Here is a 14404-nt window from a genome sequence, read left to right on the forward strand (position 1 = left end):
ATAGAGGGTTACCCACAGGGCGATTTATCCTCAAGAGAAAGTAGCGCTTATCAACGGAGCTCAGATAGGGTTTTCCACAGGGCTTAGCGGCTACCGTTCCTGGCTGTCCCTTCGCTGGAGGCTTATTCCAAGCCAAAAAAAACCGCCCCTGAAGGGCGGTTGGCTGGTCCGGGACCAGGTTGTTTATTACTTGCCGATGCAGAAACTCGAGAAAATCCGCCCCAACAAGTCGTCGGAGCTGAAGGCGCCGGTGATTTCCCCAAGCACCTGCTGCGCCTGACGCAAGTCCTCTGCCAGTAATTCACCTGCACCTGCGAGGGTCAGCTGCGCACGACCGTGCTCAAGGTGCTCACTGGCCTGGCGCAAGGCATCCAGGTGCCGTCGACGGGCGCTGAAACCACTTTCAGCGGTTTGTTCATAGCCCATGCAGGCCTTGAGATGGTCGCGCAACAGCTGCAGGCCCCCACCCTCTCCTTTGGCGCTCAGCGTGATGGTGGCTTGTCCATCTTCACCCTGGTGCAGCGCTACTGGCTCCCCACTCAGATCCGCTTTATTGCGTATGAGGGTTACCCGTGCTGGATCCGGACGCTGGTCCAGAAACTCGGGCCATAAAGCAAAGGGATCGTCGGCTTCAGGGGCTGTGGAGTCCACAACCAGCAGTATCCGGTCTGCCTCGCCTATCGCTTGTAGCGCTCGCTCGACACCGATCTTTTCCACATGATCATCTGTTGAACGTAGCCCAGCTGTGTCCACCACGTGAAGCGGCATGCCGTCGATGTGGATATGTTCGCGCAGCGTGTCCCGGGTCGTGCCGGCAATGTCCGTTACGATCGCCGCTTCACGTCCCGCTAGCTGGTTGAGCAGACTCGACTTGCCTGCATTGGGTCGCCCAGCGATGACCACTGTCATGCCATCACGCAGCAAAGCCCCTTGGCCCGCCTCACGCAGCACTGTGGATAAATGATCCCTGACGGCATCGAGCATCGACAGCACGTGGCCATCGGCCAGGAAGTCGATTTCTTCCTCGGGAAAATCAATGGCGGCCTCCACGTAGATGCGCAGCGCGATCAACGCTTCGGTGAGGCTGTGGACATGTCTTGAAAATTCGCCCTGCAGCGATCGCAGTGCGTTTCGCGCTGCCTGGCTGGAGCAGGCTTCGATCAAATCGGCGATGGCCTCGGCTTGAGCCAGGTCAAGCTTGTCATTGAGAAATGCCCGCTCGCTGAACTCCCCTGGCCTGGCCAGGCGACACCCCAGTTGTACACAGCGCTGTAGCAGCATATCCAGGACCACGGGGCCGCCATGGCCTTGCAACTCAAGTACATCTTCACCGGTGAATGAGTTGGGCCCCGGAAAGAACAGCGCGATACCTTCATCCAGTACCACCCCCTCCTCGTCGCGGAATGGGCCGTAATGAGCATGACGCGGTTGCAGGCTGCGGCCGGTTATCCACTGGCCCGCCTGGGCAGCCAGTGGTCCTGACAACCTCACGATGCCTACGCCGCCGCGGCCTTGGGCAGTTGCGATGGCGGCAATGGTTTCACGCACAGTATTCATGCTGGGGAGCCTCTACGACAAATACGACAGATAGCAAAAACGCCCCACGAGGGGGCGTTTTATTCACAAGCTAGCGTAGCAGCCCGTCAGGCAGCCGCTTTCTTGTTGGCGGCCTCGATGCTGCGCGTGATGTACCACTGCTGCGTGATGGACAGGCAGTTGTTCACAACCCAGTACAGCACCAGACCGGCTGGGAACCACAGGAAGAAGAAGGTGAAGATGATCGGCATCATTTTCATCACCTTGGCCTGCATCGGATCCGGCGGGGTCGGGTTCAGGCGCTGCTGAATGAACATGGTAGCGCCCATGATGATCGGCAGGATGAAGAACGGATCCTTGATCGACAGGTCGGTAATCCACAGCATCCAAGGTGCCTGACGCATCTCGACGCTTTCCAGCAGTACCCAGTAGAGGGCCAGGAATACTGGCATCTGGACCAGGATTGGCAAGCAACCGCCCAGCGGGTTGATTTTCTCTTTCTTGTACAGCTCCATCATCGCCTGGGACATCTTCTGGCGATCATCGCCGAAGCGTTCCTTGAGCGCTGCGAGCTTGGGCGAAACAGCACGCATACGTGCCATGGAACGGTAGCTGGCAGCAGACAGCGGGAAGAACAGGCCCTTGATGAGCATGGTCAGCACGATGATCGACCAGCCCCAGTTACCCAGCAGGCTGTGGATATGTTGCAGGAGCCAGAAGATCGGCTGGGCGATGAACCACAGGAAACCGTAGTCGACGGTCAGCTCCAGGCCTGGGGACAACTCCTTGAGCTTGGACTGGATCTTCGGACCGGCATACAGCATGGCGCTGGTTTCGGCCTTGCCGCCCGCAGGTACGCTGATAGCCGGGCCGGTGTAGCCGATGATGTAGTTGCCCTGGCTGTCCTTGCGGGTTTGCACCACATTGTTGTCGGACTTGGCCGGGATCCATGCGGTCACGAAGTAGTGCTGAAGCCATGCTACCCAACCGCCGGACACATTTTCTTTCAAACTACCTTTGTCGATGTCCTTCATCGAGACCTTTTTGTAGGGCTCCGAAGGTGTCCACAGGGCCGCACCCAAGTAGGTCGCGGTGCCGGTGGCAGTGCTCGACGACGGATCGGAACTGGCATCGCGCTTGAGCTGGGCGAACATGTTGCCGCTCCAGGCCTGGCTGCTCTGGTTGTCGATCAGGTAGCTGACGTTCAGGTCATACTCGCCGCGCTTGAAGCTGAAGCGCTTGATGTAGTTGACCCCGTTGTCGCTGAACTTCAGGTCTACCACCAACTGGTCCTGACCATCGGCCAACTGATAACGCTTCTGATCAGCAGCGTAGAGGGGGCGACCGGTCGAACGGGCATCTGGACCGTTGGCACCGGTCAACCCGCTTTGCGCGAGATAGACGCGCTCTGCACCGTTGTCGAACAATTGGAACGGGATATCCGGATGGTCCTGACGGCGTGGATACTGCGGCAGGTTCAATTGGACGACGTCACCACCTACCGGATCGATAGCCAAGTCCAGCACATCGGTCTTGACCCGGATCAGATCCTTGCTGACAGCCACGGGTGCCAGATCGGCAGTGCGGGTTTCAGCAGTGGCGCTTGGCACATCGGCGCTGGCACCAGCACCGGCATTACCGGCAGGTACGCCATCGGGCAAACCAGGGTTGTTCGTGCTGGCAGCAGTATTCTGAGTCGGCAGGGCAGCCTGGCCGTAGTCCTGGTTCCATTTAAGGACCATGACGTAGGACACGATTGCCAGGGCGACGATCAGGATCGTGCGTTTAATATCCATGATTACTCGGCTATCGAAGAAGTTCGGGAGGAAGGAGCGGGTGGAACGGGGTCGAAACCGCCGTCGTTCCACGGATGACAACGCCCCAGGCGACGAACGGCTAGCCATCCACCACGCCAGAGACCGTGGTTTTCGATGGCTTCGTAGGCGTAACAAGAGCAACTGGGGTAGAAACGGCAGTGGCTGGCCATCAGAGGACTAATGGCATAACGGTAAAACTGGATCGGAACGAGTGCCAGTTTACGCATCTTGGCTGCTTACCCCTGCGCAATCGGCGGAGACTGCTGGTGCCGGTCGGCTGCGCGCCAGGCGTTTCCAGAGTTTGCCGAAGTGTTGGTGCAATTCCGGGTTTTCTATCTCACCCAATCCCTTGCGCGCGACGATCACGATATCCAACCCGGCAAGTGAATGCTGGTTCAGACGAAAGGAATCGCGCATCAAGCGCTTGAGGCGGTTGCGTTGAACGGCGAGCTTGACGCTTTTCTTGCCGATCACCAGGCCTAGGCGCGGGTGATCCAGACCGTTCTCGCGAGCAAGGATCAGCAGGTTTTTCCCTGGAACCTTGCCGGTTGGGGAGTCGAAGACCGCTTTGAAATGCCGGGGTGTAAGCAGTCGCTTTTCCCGACTGAAGTCCTGACTCACCACCTGTGCCGAAAAATCAAATGGCCAGACGCTTACGGCCTTTGGCACGACGACGCGACAGAACAGCGCGGCCGTTCTTGGTAGCCATACGGGCACGGAAACCGTGAGTGCGCGCGCGCTTGATGGTGCTTGGTTGGAAAGTACGTTTCATGGCGTGTTACCTGGGTTTGTCGACGACGGGCCGGGATGGCCCCCTTTTAAGAGACCGGCGATTCTAGAGAAAGCAAGCCCATAGGTCAATTTCCAACCAACCTTTCCTTTAGGTGTGGGATGAACGGGCGTAGGCCTGGGCTAGCGGCACGGACACCTATATGAAGCTCGGCAAGACAACACCGCTCAACATGAAAAATAAGAAAGACATATAAAAAGCTTCTTTAAAGATCTTAATACTCTTAAGTGGATAACTTTCTGTGGATAACCTGCTGTAGCCCTTGATTTAAGGGGTGTACAGCATTTTTGAACCCTGTTTGAAAGCCGTGCTACAGCTGTTGCAGGCTTGAATTTAAGCTGTGCATAAGTGCAGCTTTTATGCACAGGCAGGTTATGCACAGGTCGATTCATAGGGTTGTGCATAGCCCTTAGGTCTAGTTATGCACAAGGCTTATGCACAGTGTATAAGTGGTGTTTCGGTCATTTAATGGCTGGTTTGCCATGAATGCCGACGTGCCTGCATGTGGATAACTGAGCGCGTGCCCGGTACAATGGCCGTTTGTTTCAGCCTTCGTGGCTTTCAAGCTCAGGGGATATCCGTGTCAGTGGAACTTTGGCAGCAGTGCGTGGAGCTTCTGCGCGATGAACTGCCTGCCCAGCAATTCAACACCTGGATCCGTCCGTTACAGGTCGAAGCCGAAGGCGACGAGTTGCGCGTCTATGCGCCTAACCGTTTCGTTCTCGATTGGGTCAATGAAAAGTACCTGGGGCGTTTGCTTGAGCTTTTGGGAGAAAAAGGCACGGGCATAGCCCCCGCGTTGTCGCTGCTTATTGGCAGCCGGCGCAGCTCTGCGCCCCGTGCAGCACCTAATGCCCCGGTAAGCGCAGCTGTTGCAGCCTCCCTGGTTCAAACGACGCCCAAGGCCCCCGCCGTCACGCCGTCCGAGCCTGCTCCAGCGGCGACACTTGACCCCGCGCCTGCAAACGCCAACGATGTGGTCGAGCCTTCTTCGAGGGATAGCTTCGATGCCATGGCCGAACCTGCTCAGGCCCCCACGGGTAGGACGGAGCAGCGCACGGTACAGGTAGAGGGTGCCCTCAAGCACACCAGCTACCTGAACCGCACGTTCACGTTCGACACCTTTGTGGAAGGCAAGTCGAACCAGCTGGCCCGTGCTGCCGCCTGGCAAGTTGCCGACAACCCCAAGCACGGTTACAACCCATTGTTCCTTTATGGCGGTGTGGGCCTGGGTAAAACCCACCTCATGCATGCCGTGGGTAACCACCTGCTCAGAAAGAACCCGAATGCCAAGGTGGTGTACCTGCATTCCGAGCGCTTCGTCGCCGATATGGTCAAGGCACTTCAGCTCAATGCGATCAACGAGTTCAAGCGCTTCTACCGCTCGGTCGATGCGTTGCTCATTGATGACATTCAGTTCTTCGCGCGCAAGGAGCGTTCACAGGAAGAGTTTTTCCACACCTTTAACGCATTGCTTGAAGGTGGCCAGCAGGTGATTCTCACCTCCGATCGGTACCCCAAGGAAATCGAAGGGCTCGAGGAACGCCTTAAATCGCGCTTTGGCTGGGGCCTCACGGTGGCCGTAGAGCCGCCGGAACTGGAAACGCGCGTCGCGATCCTGATGAAAAAGGCCGATCAGGCCAAGGTGGAACTGCCGCACGATGCCGCCTTCTTCATCGCTCAGCGTATTCGGTCGAACGTGCGTGAGCTCGAGGGCGCCCTGAAGCGAGTGATTGCTCATTCGCACTTCATGGGGCGCGACATCACCATCGAATTGATCCGCGAATCCCTGAAGGACCTTCTGGCATTGCAAGACAAGCTGGTGAGTGTGGATAACATCCAGCGTACGGTGGCCGAGTACTACAAGATCAAGATCTCTGATCTGTTGTCAAAACGCCGGTCCCGTTCGGTGGCACGTCCACGCCAGGTGGCGATGGCGCTCTCCAAGGAGCTGACCAACCACAGCTTGCCAGAAATCGGCGACATGTTTGGTGGGCGCGACCATACGACTGTGTTGCATGCCTGCCGCAAGATCAATGAACTGAAAGAATCCGACGCGGATATCCGTGAGGACTACAAGAACCTGCTGCGCACGCTGACGACCTGAGGGGCGTCAGCGCAGCCATATGAAGGCAAGGGACTAGACCATGCATTTCACCATTCAACGCGAAGCCTTGCTCAAACCTCTGCAACTGGTGGCAGGTGTCGTCGAGCGCCGGCAGACGTTGCCGGTGCTTTCCAATGTTTTGCTGGTCGTACAAGGCCAGCAACTGTCGCTGACCGGTACCGACCTTGAGGTTGAACTGGTTGGCCGTGTGCAACTCGAAGAACCCGCCGAGCCTGGCGAGATCACTGTCCCAGCCCGCAAGCTGATGGACATTTGCAAAAGCCTGCCCAGTGACGTGCTGATCGACATCAAGCTCGATGAGCAGAAACTGCTGGTCAAGGCCGGGCGTAGCCGCTTCACACTGTCGACATTGCCTGCCAATGATTTCCCGACCGTTGAAGAAGGCCCTGGCTCGCTCACGTGCAATCTGGAGCAGAGCAAACTGCGCCGATTGATCGAGCGCACCAGCTTCGCCATGGCCCAGCAAGACGTCCGTTACTACCTTAACGGTATGCTGCTGGAGGTTTCGCGCAATACCCTGCGCGCCGTTTCCACGGATGGTCATCGCCTGGCCTTGTGCTCGATGAGTGCACCGATCGAACAGGACGACCGCCACCAGGTGATCGTGCCGCGTAAAGGTATTCTTGAGCTTGCTCGCTTGCTGACCGAGCCTGAAGGCATGGTTAGCATCGTGCTTGGCCAGCACCATATCCGCGCAACAACAGGTGAATTCACATTCACTTCCAAGCTCGTCGACGGGAAATTCCCTGACTACGAGCGCGTGCTGCCCAAGGGTGGTGACAAACTGGTAATCGGCGATCGCCAAGCTTTGCGCGAGGCATTCAGCCGCACCGCGATCCTGTCCAACGAAAAGTACCGCGGGATTCGTTTGTTGCTTGCTGCCGGCCAGTTGAAGATCCAAGCCAATAACCCCGAGCAGGAAGAGGCTGAGGAAGAAATCAGTGTCGATTACGACGGCAGCTCGCTTGAGATCGGTTTCAACGTCAGCTACCTGCTGGATGTGCTGGGCGTGATGACTACTGAGCAGGTACGCCTGATTTTGTCAGACTCCAATAGCAGTGCATTGCTGCAGGAGGCAGGCAATGACGACTCTTCGTACGTTGTCATGCCGATGCGGCTGTAAGCAAAGCAGGCCCAATGTCACTTAGGCGTATCATCGTCACCGGGGTGCGAAATCTGCACCCGGTGACGCTCTCCCCCTCCCCGCGCATCAACGTGCTCTACGGCGATAACGGGAGCGGCAAGACAAGTCTTCTTGAGGCCGTTCATTTGCTCGGCCTGGCTCGATCCTTTCGAAGTACGCGCTTGAACCCGGTAATCCAGTATGAGCAAGCGTCTTGTACGGTATTCGGGGAGGTGCTCCTCGCCGAAGGAGGTACCTGCAACCTCGGGGTGTCTCGCGAACGTCAGGGTGATTTCACCATCAGGATCGATGGGCAGAATGCGCGTAGCGCGGCGCAACTTGCTGAATTGCTTCCATTGCAGCTCATCAACCCAGACAGCTTTCGGCTACTGGAAGGTGCCCCAAAGATCAGACGGCAGTTCCTGGATTGGGGTGTGTTCCACGTGGAACCCCGTTTCATGCCTGCGTGGCAGCGCCTGCAGAAGGCCCTCCGGCAGCGGAACTCATGGTTGCGGCATGGTACACTTGACCCAGCTTCGCAAGCCGCTTGGGACCGAGAGTTGTGCTTGGCCAGCGCTGAAATAGATGAGTACCGCCGCGAATACATCAAGGCCCTGAAACCTGTATTCGAAAAGACCCTGGGCGAGTTGCTTGAACTCGACGGTCTGACCTTGAGCTATTACCGAGGCTGGGACAAAGACCGTGAACTGCAGGATGTGTTGGCTGCTTCTATCTTCCGTGACCAGCAGATGGGACACACGCAGGCGGGTCCGCAACGGGCAGATTTGCGACTTCGATTAGCTGCAAACAACGCAGCAGACATCCTGTCCCGTGGCCAACAAAAGCTGGTGGTATGCGCACTGCGGATAGCTCAAGGTCATTTGGTTGGCCAAGCGCGGCGCGGCCACTGCATTTATCTCGTGGACGATTTGCCATCGGAGCTCGATGAGCAACATCGCCGTGCACTGTGTCGCTTGCTTGAAGAATTACGCTGCCAGGTATTCATCACCTGTGTAGATCATGAATTATTGAGGGAAGGCTGGCAGACGGAAACGCCGGTTGCTTTGTTCCACGTGGAACAGGGCCGTATCACCCAGACCCACGACCATCGGGAGTGAAGGCATGAGCGAAAATCAGACGTACGACTCCTCCAGCATCAAGGTGCTAAAAGGTTTGGATGCCGTGCGCAAGCGTCCCGGCATGTACATTGGCGACACCGATGATGGTAGCGGCCTGCACCACATGGTATTCGAGGTGGTCGACAACTCCATCGACGAAGCCCTGGCCGGCCATTGCGACGACATCACGGTAATTATCCACCCTGATGAATCCATCAGCGTACGTGACAACGGCCGTGGCATTCCGGTCGATGTGCATAAAGAAGAGGGCGTGTCGGCAGCAGAAGTCATCATGACGGTGCTGCACGCAGGCGGTAAGTTCGATGACAACTCCTACAAGGTATCCGGTGGATTGCACGGGGTAGGTGTTTCGGTCGTCAACGCATTGTCCGAGCAACTGATACTGACGGTACGTCGCAGTGGCAAGATCTGGGAGCAGACGTATGTCCATGGTGTGCCTCAGGCGCCGATGGCGATAGTTGGCGAGAGCGAGACGACCGGTACTCATATTCACTTCAAGCCGTCCGCTGAGACATTCAAGAATATTCACTTCAGCTGGGACATCCTGGCCAAGCGCATTCGTGAACTGTCTTTCCTGAACTCGGGCGTTGGCATTCTGCTGAAAGACGAGCGCAGTGGTAAGGAAGAGTTCTTCAAATACGAAGGCGGCCTGCGGGCGTTCGTCGAGTACTTGAATACCAACAAGACGCCGGTAAACGCCCAGGTGTTCCACTTCAGCGTGCAGCGTGAAGACGGTGTGGGCGTAGAAGTTGCTCTCCAGTGGAACGACAGCTTCAACGAGAACCTGCTGTGCTTTACCAACAACATCCCGCAGCGTGATGGCGGTACGCACTTGGTAGGCTTCCGTTCCTCGTTAACCCGCAGCCTGAACAGTTACATCGAGCAAGAAGGCCTGGCAAAGAAGAACAAGGTTTCGACCACCGGGGACGACGCTCGTGAAGGCCTGACTGCGATCATTTCGGTCAAGGTGCCCGATCCCAAGTTCAGCTCGCAGACTAAAGACAAGCTGGTTTCGTCGGAAGTGAAAACCGCTGTCGAGCAGGAGATGAACAAGTACTTCTCCGATTTCCTGCTGGAAAACCCGAACGAAGCCAAGGCTGTCGTCGGGAAGATGATCGATGCTGCGCGCGCTCGTGAAGCTGCCCGCAAAGCGCGTGAGATGACCCGCCGTAAGGGTGCACTGGATATCGCGGGCTTGCCGGGCAAGCTGGCTGACTGCCAGGAGAAGGACCCTGCCCTGTCTGAACTCTACCTGGTCGAGGGTGACTCCGCAGGCGGCTCTGCGAAGCAGGGGCGTAACCGTCGGACCCAGGCCATCCTGCCGCTCAAAGGCAAGATCCTGAACGTGGAGAAAGCTCGGTTCGACAAGATGATCTCGTCCCAGGAAGTGGGGACATTGATCACTGCGCTGGGCTGCGGCATTGGTCGGGAAGAGTACAACATTGAAAAACTGCGGTATCACAACATCATCATCATGACCGATGCTGACGTTGACGGTTCGCACATTCGTACGTTGCTGCTGACCTTTTTCTTCCGCCAATTGCCGGAGCTGGTCGAGCGCGGTTACATCTACATCGCCCAGCCACCGCTGTACAAGGTCAAGCGCGGCAAGCAGGAGCAGTACATCAAGGACGATGAGGCCATGGAAGAGTACATGACCCAATCGGCCCTGGAAGACGCCAGCCTGCACCTGGACGAGTCCGCGCCACCGGTATCCGGCGTGCAACTGGAAGCCCTGGTCAACGAGTTCCGCGGTGTGATGAAGACCCTCAAGCGTCTGTCGCGCTTGTACCCGCAGGAGCTAACCGAGCACTTTATCTATCTGCCTGAAGTCACCCTCGAGCAGCTGGGTGATCATGCCGTGATGGAAGCCTGGAAGAACCAGTTGCATGAGCGCCTGAATTCGACCCAGAAATCGGGCCTGGTCTACAAGGCCAGCCTGCGTGAAGACAAGGAACGTAACGTATGGCTGCCTGAGGTGGAAATTACCTCCCACGGGCTTGCCAGTTACATCACGTTCAACCGTGACTTCTTCGGCAGCAACGACTACCGCACCGTAGTCAACGTAGGTGCCAAGCTGTCCAGCCTGTTGGGCGAAGGCGCTTATGTGCAGCGTGGCGAGCGCCGCAAAGCCATCGTCGAGTTCAAGGAAGGCCTGGACTGGTTGATGAACGAGACCACCAAGCGCCATACCATCCAGCGCTATAAAGGGTTGGGCGAGATGAACCCGGATCAGCTGTGGGAAACCACCATGGACCCAACAGTGCGCCGGATGCTGAAGGTCACGATTGAAGATGCAATCGCGGCTGACCAGATCTTCAACACCCTGATGGGTGATGCCGTTGAACCGCGCCGTGACTTCATCGAAAGCAATGCACTGTCGGTGTCCAACCTGGACTTCTGATTAGCCTCGACCGTCACATGACCGGGTAGCTTCGAAATTCGAGTTTAACCGGTCATCATCAAGCCCGCGCCAGCGGGCTTTTTCTTTCCCGATCTTTGGGTAGGCAAGCTCACCCTCATCGGCTCAAGGGTAAAACTCAGAACGGACTTGCAGTGGGCCGCACGATCAGTTCACTGACATCCACCTCTGCCGGTTGCGCAACCGCATACGCTATCGCTTGAGCGATGGCTGAAGCAGGTATTGCGACCTTGCGAAACGCCTGCATCTCCGCTCGGCCGCCTGCATCCGAAATGCTATCAGCCAGCTCCGACTCGGTGACGCCCGGCGCGATCAGCGTCACCCGAATGTCGCCCCCTACTTCTTGACGCAGACCTTCAGAAATCGCACGTACCGCATATTTGGTGGCGCAGTACACTGCAGCCGTTGGGCTAACCGCATAGGCCCCAATGGATGCGATATTGATGATCTGCCCTGCACGCTGTTGCTGCATCACTGGAAGCGCCGCGGCGATGCCATGCAGCACGCCTCGAATGTTCACGTCAATCATCCGGTCCCACTCTTGGACCTTGAGTGCTTCGAGTTTTGAAAGCGGCATGACCCCAGCGTTATTGATGAGGACGTCAATGCGACCATGCAGCGACATGGCGAACTCAACGAAGGACTGCATGCTGTCCAAGCGCGTGACATCCAGCGCCTGTACATCGGCTGTACCTCCCGCCAAGCGAAGCTCGTTGGCGACCGCATGTAGGCGATCAATGCGGCGGGCACCCAGCACTACGCTGGCGCCTTTGCCTGCGAGCAAGCGGGCTGTTGCTTCACCGATACCACTGCTGGCCCCGGTGATGACGACGACTTTGCCTTGAATACCGTCCATATGTCGCTCCTGCTTCAGCTTGGAAAAGCCACCTTGATGGCAGCGGGTAGACCCAAGATTAGGAGGCATGAGGTGGTACGGGTTATGCGATTTCTGCCAATCGCTTGCATGATTCTGCAAGCGCGACGTGCGACGAGGGCGAGCAATGCCCCGGGTTCGGCTTGCGTGCAGGGCGTCAATGTACGTCGGCAATGCCCGCCGCTTTCAAGCGCCGATACAACGTACGTTCGCTGATCCCCAAGTACTTGGCCAGCTCACTGCGCGACCCCTTGAAATGACTGAGCACCTGTATGAGATCTGCCGGTCGACTTGCGTTGGCGCGCACTTCGGCAGGGAGCGACACCACCTCTTCGGGCAAGTGTTCCGGCTCAATGACGCCTTCGTCGGCAAACAGACGTGCCCGCTCCAGGATGTTGCGTAGCTCGCGGATGTTCCCCGGAAACGGATACATCATCAGTTGATCGAGTGCTGCATCACCGAGCGTGGGCGCGCTGGGCCCTGCGATTCTTTTCAGCAGGCTTTGGATCAGCAGAGGCAAATCCTCGCTACGCTCGCGCAGTGCAGGCATGCGGATGGGAAAACCACTGATCCGATAGTACAGGTCCTCCCTGAATGTGCCGTCGGCCACCATCTGCCTCAAGGGTTTATGGGTTGCCGACACCAGTCTGAAGTCCGAATGCACGGTGCGCAGGCTACCTACAGGCCGGAAGCTGCCGGTTTCGATCAAGCGCAACAGCTTGACCTGCATGGCCAAGGGCACCTCACCTATCTCGTCCAGGAACAGCGTACCGCCATGGGCAGCTTCCGCCAGGCCGGTCTTGCGCTGGTGCGCACCGGTGAATGCGCCCTTCTCATAACCGAACAGTTCGCTTTCGAAAAGCGCCTCCGTCAGGCTGGTGCAATCGACCACGACCAAGGGCCCATCGGCCCTGGGGCTGCCCATGTGCAATGCGCGCGCGAACAGTTCCTTGCCGGTGCCGGACTCACCCTGGAGCAAGACAGGGATGTCAGCCGGCGCCGCACGTTGCAAGCTGGCCAATGCCGCCTTGAAGGCAGGTGCCTGGCCCACGAGGCCCTGTTCCTGAGGCTGGGCAGATGCGATGACGATACGGGTGAGCCGTTCGACGAAAGCAATCACCCTGCCCTGCTCATCCAGGATCGGCCGAAGTTCGACATCCACATGTTCCGGCCCGCGTGGGGTGTGATGCACATGCAGCACACGCTCGGGCACCTTGCTGGACCAGGCCTTGCGCATCGGGCAGTCCTCGCCGGCCTGGTCGCAGGGAACGTGGTAATGGTGTGAGACCTTGTGACATTTCTGCCCAAGCGGCGCCTGCTGGTCCTGGCCGAACTGACGTCGATAAGCGGCGTTGGCGGCCAGAATGTTGTAGTCGGTGTCTAGCACGATGGCGGGCAGTACGTCGTGCTCCAGGAAAGACACCAAGGCAAGCACGGAAGGGTGAGGTTCGGACATGACGGCACCAGTCGGATAACGAGTTCGAGGGTAGCAAGGACTGCCAGCTGCTGCCATCGACTGACACCTGACTGCCACTGTTCACTGCCAACGAAGCTGCCAGTTGCCTGTCACTCCGCCAATTCTGGGCTGCAGGCGAGCATCAGTGGGGTGGCATGCATCTTGATGGGGATAGGTATGGCGCCCTCTGGATCAATGCAGCCAACGAGGGGAGCCGAATGGGAGACTTGAATGATCATTGGCAATAACCTTCACGTGGAAGCGTTCTTCGACAGCGCCACCTCAACCATCAGCTACCTGGTCATGGATGGCGAAACGCGTGCTTGCGCCTTGATCGACAGCGTTTTGGATTACGACCCGAAGGCTGGGCGCGTGACCACAGCCTCTGCAGATTGCCTGATCGAACGCGTGAAAGCGCTTGGCGCCCAGGTGCAGTGGATATTGGAAACCCATGTGCATGCAGATCACCTGTCCGCTGCTGCCTATCTCAAAGACAAGCTGGGAGGCCGCATTGCAATTGGCGCTTGCATCACCCAGGTCCAGAAAGTCTTCGGCAGTTTGTTCAACGCTGAACCTGGCTTCGCCCGTGATGGCAGCCAGTTCGACGTACTGTTCGACGATGGAGACATTTTCCAGATAGGCAATCTGCAGGCTCAAGCCCTGCATACCCCTGGCCATACGCCTGCCTGCATGAGCTACCTCATCGAGCATGAAGGCGAGTCGGCAGTCTTCGTCGGCGACACGCTGTTCATGCCGGACTACGGGACTGCGCGATGCGACTTCCCTGGCGCCGATGCTCGGACCCTGTATCGGTCGATCCACCGCCTCCTGGCCCTTGGAGATGGCACCCGGCTGTTCATGTGCCACGACTACCTGCCCGAAGGGCGCGAGCTGCGGTACATGACCACCGTGGCCGAGCAGCGCACTCAGAACATTCACATCCACCAGGGTATCGACGAAGACAGCTTCGTTGCCATGCGCCAAGCGCGTGATCGAACGCTGGACATGCCTGTCCTGATCCTGCCCGCCGTCCAGGTGAACATGCGCAGCGGCCAGTTCCCAGCGCCTGAAGCCAATGGGGTGCGCTACCTGAAGATTCCCCTCAATTCGCTGTAGTCA

12 protein-coding genes are annotated in these 14404 nt (G+C 57.8%); 5 read left to right on the forward strand and 7 right to left on the reverse strand.

The window, feature by feature from the left end:
* Positions 1-186: 186 nt before the first annotated feature.
* From mnmE to rpmH, 5 genes are all read right to left on the reverse strand, one after another.
* A complete protein-coding gene (mnmE, locus tag ACK59L_RS05265) occupies positions 187-1557 on the reverse strand; it encodes a tRNA uridine-5-carboxymethylaminomethyl(34) synthesis GTPase MnmE (RefSeq protein ID WP_409272269.1) in 1371 nt (456 codons plus the stop codon).
* An 86-nt stretch (positions 1558-1643) separates the two neighbouring features.
* Positions 1644-3332 (reverse strand): membrane protein insertase YidC, encoded by a 1689-nt coding sequence (gene yidC, locus ACK59L_RS05270; protein WP_058638772.1) that lies wholly within the window; start codon positions 3330-3332, stop codon positions 1644-1646.
* A gap of 2 nt (positions 3333-3334) precedes the next feature.
* Positions 3335-3580: a membrane protein insertion efficiency factor YidD gene (yidD, locus tag ACK59L_RS05275; protein ID WP_078477749.1), complete on the reverse strand. Its 246-nt coding sequence runs from the start codon at positions 3578-3580 to the stop codon at positions 3335-3337.
* The gene (gene rnpA / locus ACK59L_RS05280; protein WP_058603069.1) at positions 3573-3977 is read right to left on the reverse strand and encodes a ribonuclease P protein component; all 405 of its coding nucleotides are present in this window, start codon (positions 3975-3977) and stop codon (positions 3573-3575) included. The genes yidD and rnpA overlap by 8 nt, the downstream gene beginning before the upstream one ends.
* 13 nt (positions 3978-3990) lie before the next feature.
* Positions 3991-4125 carry a 50S ribosomal protein L34 gene (rpmH, locus tag ACK59L_RS05285; RefSeq protein ID WP_003253163.1) on the reverse strand — a complete coding sequence of 45 codons (135 nt, stop codon included), beginning with the start codon at positions 4123-4125 and terminating at the stop codon, positions 3991-3993.
* A 598-nt stretch (positions 4126-4723) separates the two neighbouring features.
* Here rpmH and dnaA point away from each other — a divergent pair.
* From dnaA to gyrB, 4 genes are read left to right on the forward strand one after another with little or no spacing between them, the layout of a single operon-like run.
* Positions 4724-6250: a chromosomal replication initiator protein DnaA gene (gene dnaA, locus ACK59L_RS05290; protein ID WP_100850523.1), complete on the forward strand. Its 1527-nt coding sequence runs from the start codon at positions 4724-4726 to the stop codon at positions 6248-6250.
* Positions 6251-6290: 40 nt separating this feature from the next.
* Positions 6291-7394: a DNA polymerase III subunit beta gene (gene dnaN / locus ACK59L_RS05295; protein ID WP_023532585.1), complete on the forward strand. Its 1104-nt coding sequence runs from the start codon at positions 6291-6293 to the stop codon at positions 7392-7394.
* A 14-nt stretch (positions 7395-7408) separates the two neighbouring features.
* On the forward strand, positions 7409-8512 hold the full coding sequence (recF, locus tag ACK59L_RS05300; RefSeq protein WP_409272273.1) for a DNA replication/repair protein RecF: 1104 nt from the start codon (positions 7409-7411) through the stop codon (positions 8510-8512).
* Positions 8513-8516: 4 nt separating this feature from the next.
* Entirely contained in the window at positions 8517-10937 is a 2421-nt protein-coding gene (gyrB, locus tag ACK59L_RS05305) for a DNA topoisomerase (ATP-hydrolyzing) subunit B (RefSeq protein WP_027913303.1), read from the forward strand.
* A 136-nt stretch (positions 10938-11073) separates the two neighbouring features.
* On the opposite strand, the gene ACK59L_RS05310 is transcribed toward gyrB, so the two are convergent.
* Together ACK59L_RS05310 and ACK59L_RS05315 are read right to left on the reverse strand one after the other, a co-directional pair.
* Positions 11074-11811, reverse strand: a complete 738-nt coding sequence (locus ACK59L_RS05310) for an SDR family oxidoreductase (protein WP_196136873.1) — start codon at positions 11809-11811, stop codon at positions 11074-11076.
* A 175-nt stretch (positions 11812-11986) separates the two neighbouring features.
* A complete protein-coding gene (locus ACK59L_RS05315) occupies positions 11987-13285 on the reverse strand; it encodes a sigma-54 interaction domain-containing protein (RefSeq protein WP_409272276.1) in 1299 nt (432 codons plus the stop codon).
* A gap of 231 nt (positions 13286-13516) precedes the next feature.
* On the opposite strand from ACK59L_RS05315, the gene ACK59L_RS05320 reads away from it, so the two are divergent.
* Positions 13517-14401, forward strand: a complete 885-nt coding sequence (locus ACK59L_RS05320; RefSeq protein ID WP_058602706.1) for an MBL fold metallo-hydrolase — start codon at positions 13517-13519, stop codon at positions 14399-14401.
* The last annotated feature ends 3 nt before the right edge of the window (positions 14402-14404 follow it).

Source organism: Pseudomonas sp. KCJK9111 (assembly GCF_046231935.1).
Lineage (GTDB): Bacteria > Pseudomonadota > Gammaproteobacteria > Pseudomonadales > Pseudomonadaceae > Aquipseudomonas > Aquipseudomonas parafulva_B.

Excerpts from the sequence above, each read along its gene's own strand:
- yidC (WP_058638772.1), bottom strand. The coding sequence starts at position 3,332 with ATGGATATTAAACGCACGATCCTGATCGTCGCCCTGGCAATCGTGTCC.
- yidD (WP_078477749.1), bottom strand. The coding sequence starts at position 3,580 with ATGCGTAAACTGGCACTCGTTCCGATCCAGTTTTACCGTTATGCCATT.
- gyrB (WP_027913303.1), top strand. The coding sequence starts at position 8,517 with ATGAGCGAAAATCAGACGTACGACTCCTCCAGCATCAAGGTGCTAAAA.
- mnmE (WP_409272269.1), bottom strand. The coding sequence starts at position 1,557 with ATGAATACTGTGCGTGAAACCATTGCCGCCATCGCAACTGCCCAAGGC.
- dnaN (WP_023532585.1), top strand. The coding sequence starts at position 6,291 with ATGCATTTCACCATTCAACGCGAAGCCTTGCTCAAACCTCTGCAACTG.
- ACK59L_RS05310 (WP_196136873.1), bottom strand. The coding sequence starts at position 11,811 with ATGGACGGTATTCAAGGCAAAGTCGTCGTCATCACCGGGGCCAGCAGT.
- rpmH (WP_003253163.1), bottom strand. The coding sequence starts at position 4,125 with ATGAAACGTACTTTCCAACCAAGCACCATCAAGCGCGCGCGCACTCAC.
- ACK59L_RS05320 (WP_058602706.1), top strand. The coding sequence starts at position 13,517 with ATGATCATTGGCAATAACCTTCACGTGGAAGCGTTCTTCGACAGCGCC.
- ACK59L_RS05315 (WP_409272276.1), bottom strand. The coding sequence starts at position 13,285 with ATGTCCGAACCTCACCCTTCCGTGCTTGCCTTGGTGTCTTTCCTGGAG.
- recF (WP_409272273.1), top strand. The coding sequence starts at position 7,409 with ATGTCACTTAGGCGTATCATCGTCACCGGGGTGCGAAATCTGCACCCG.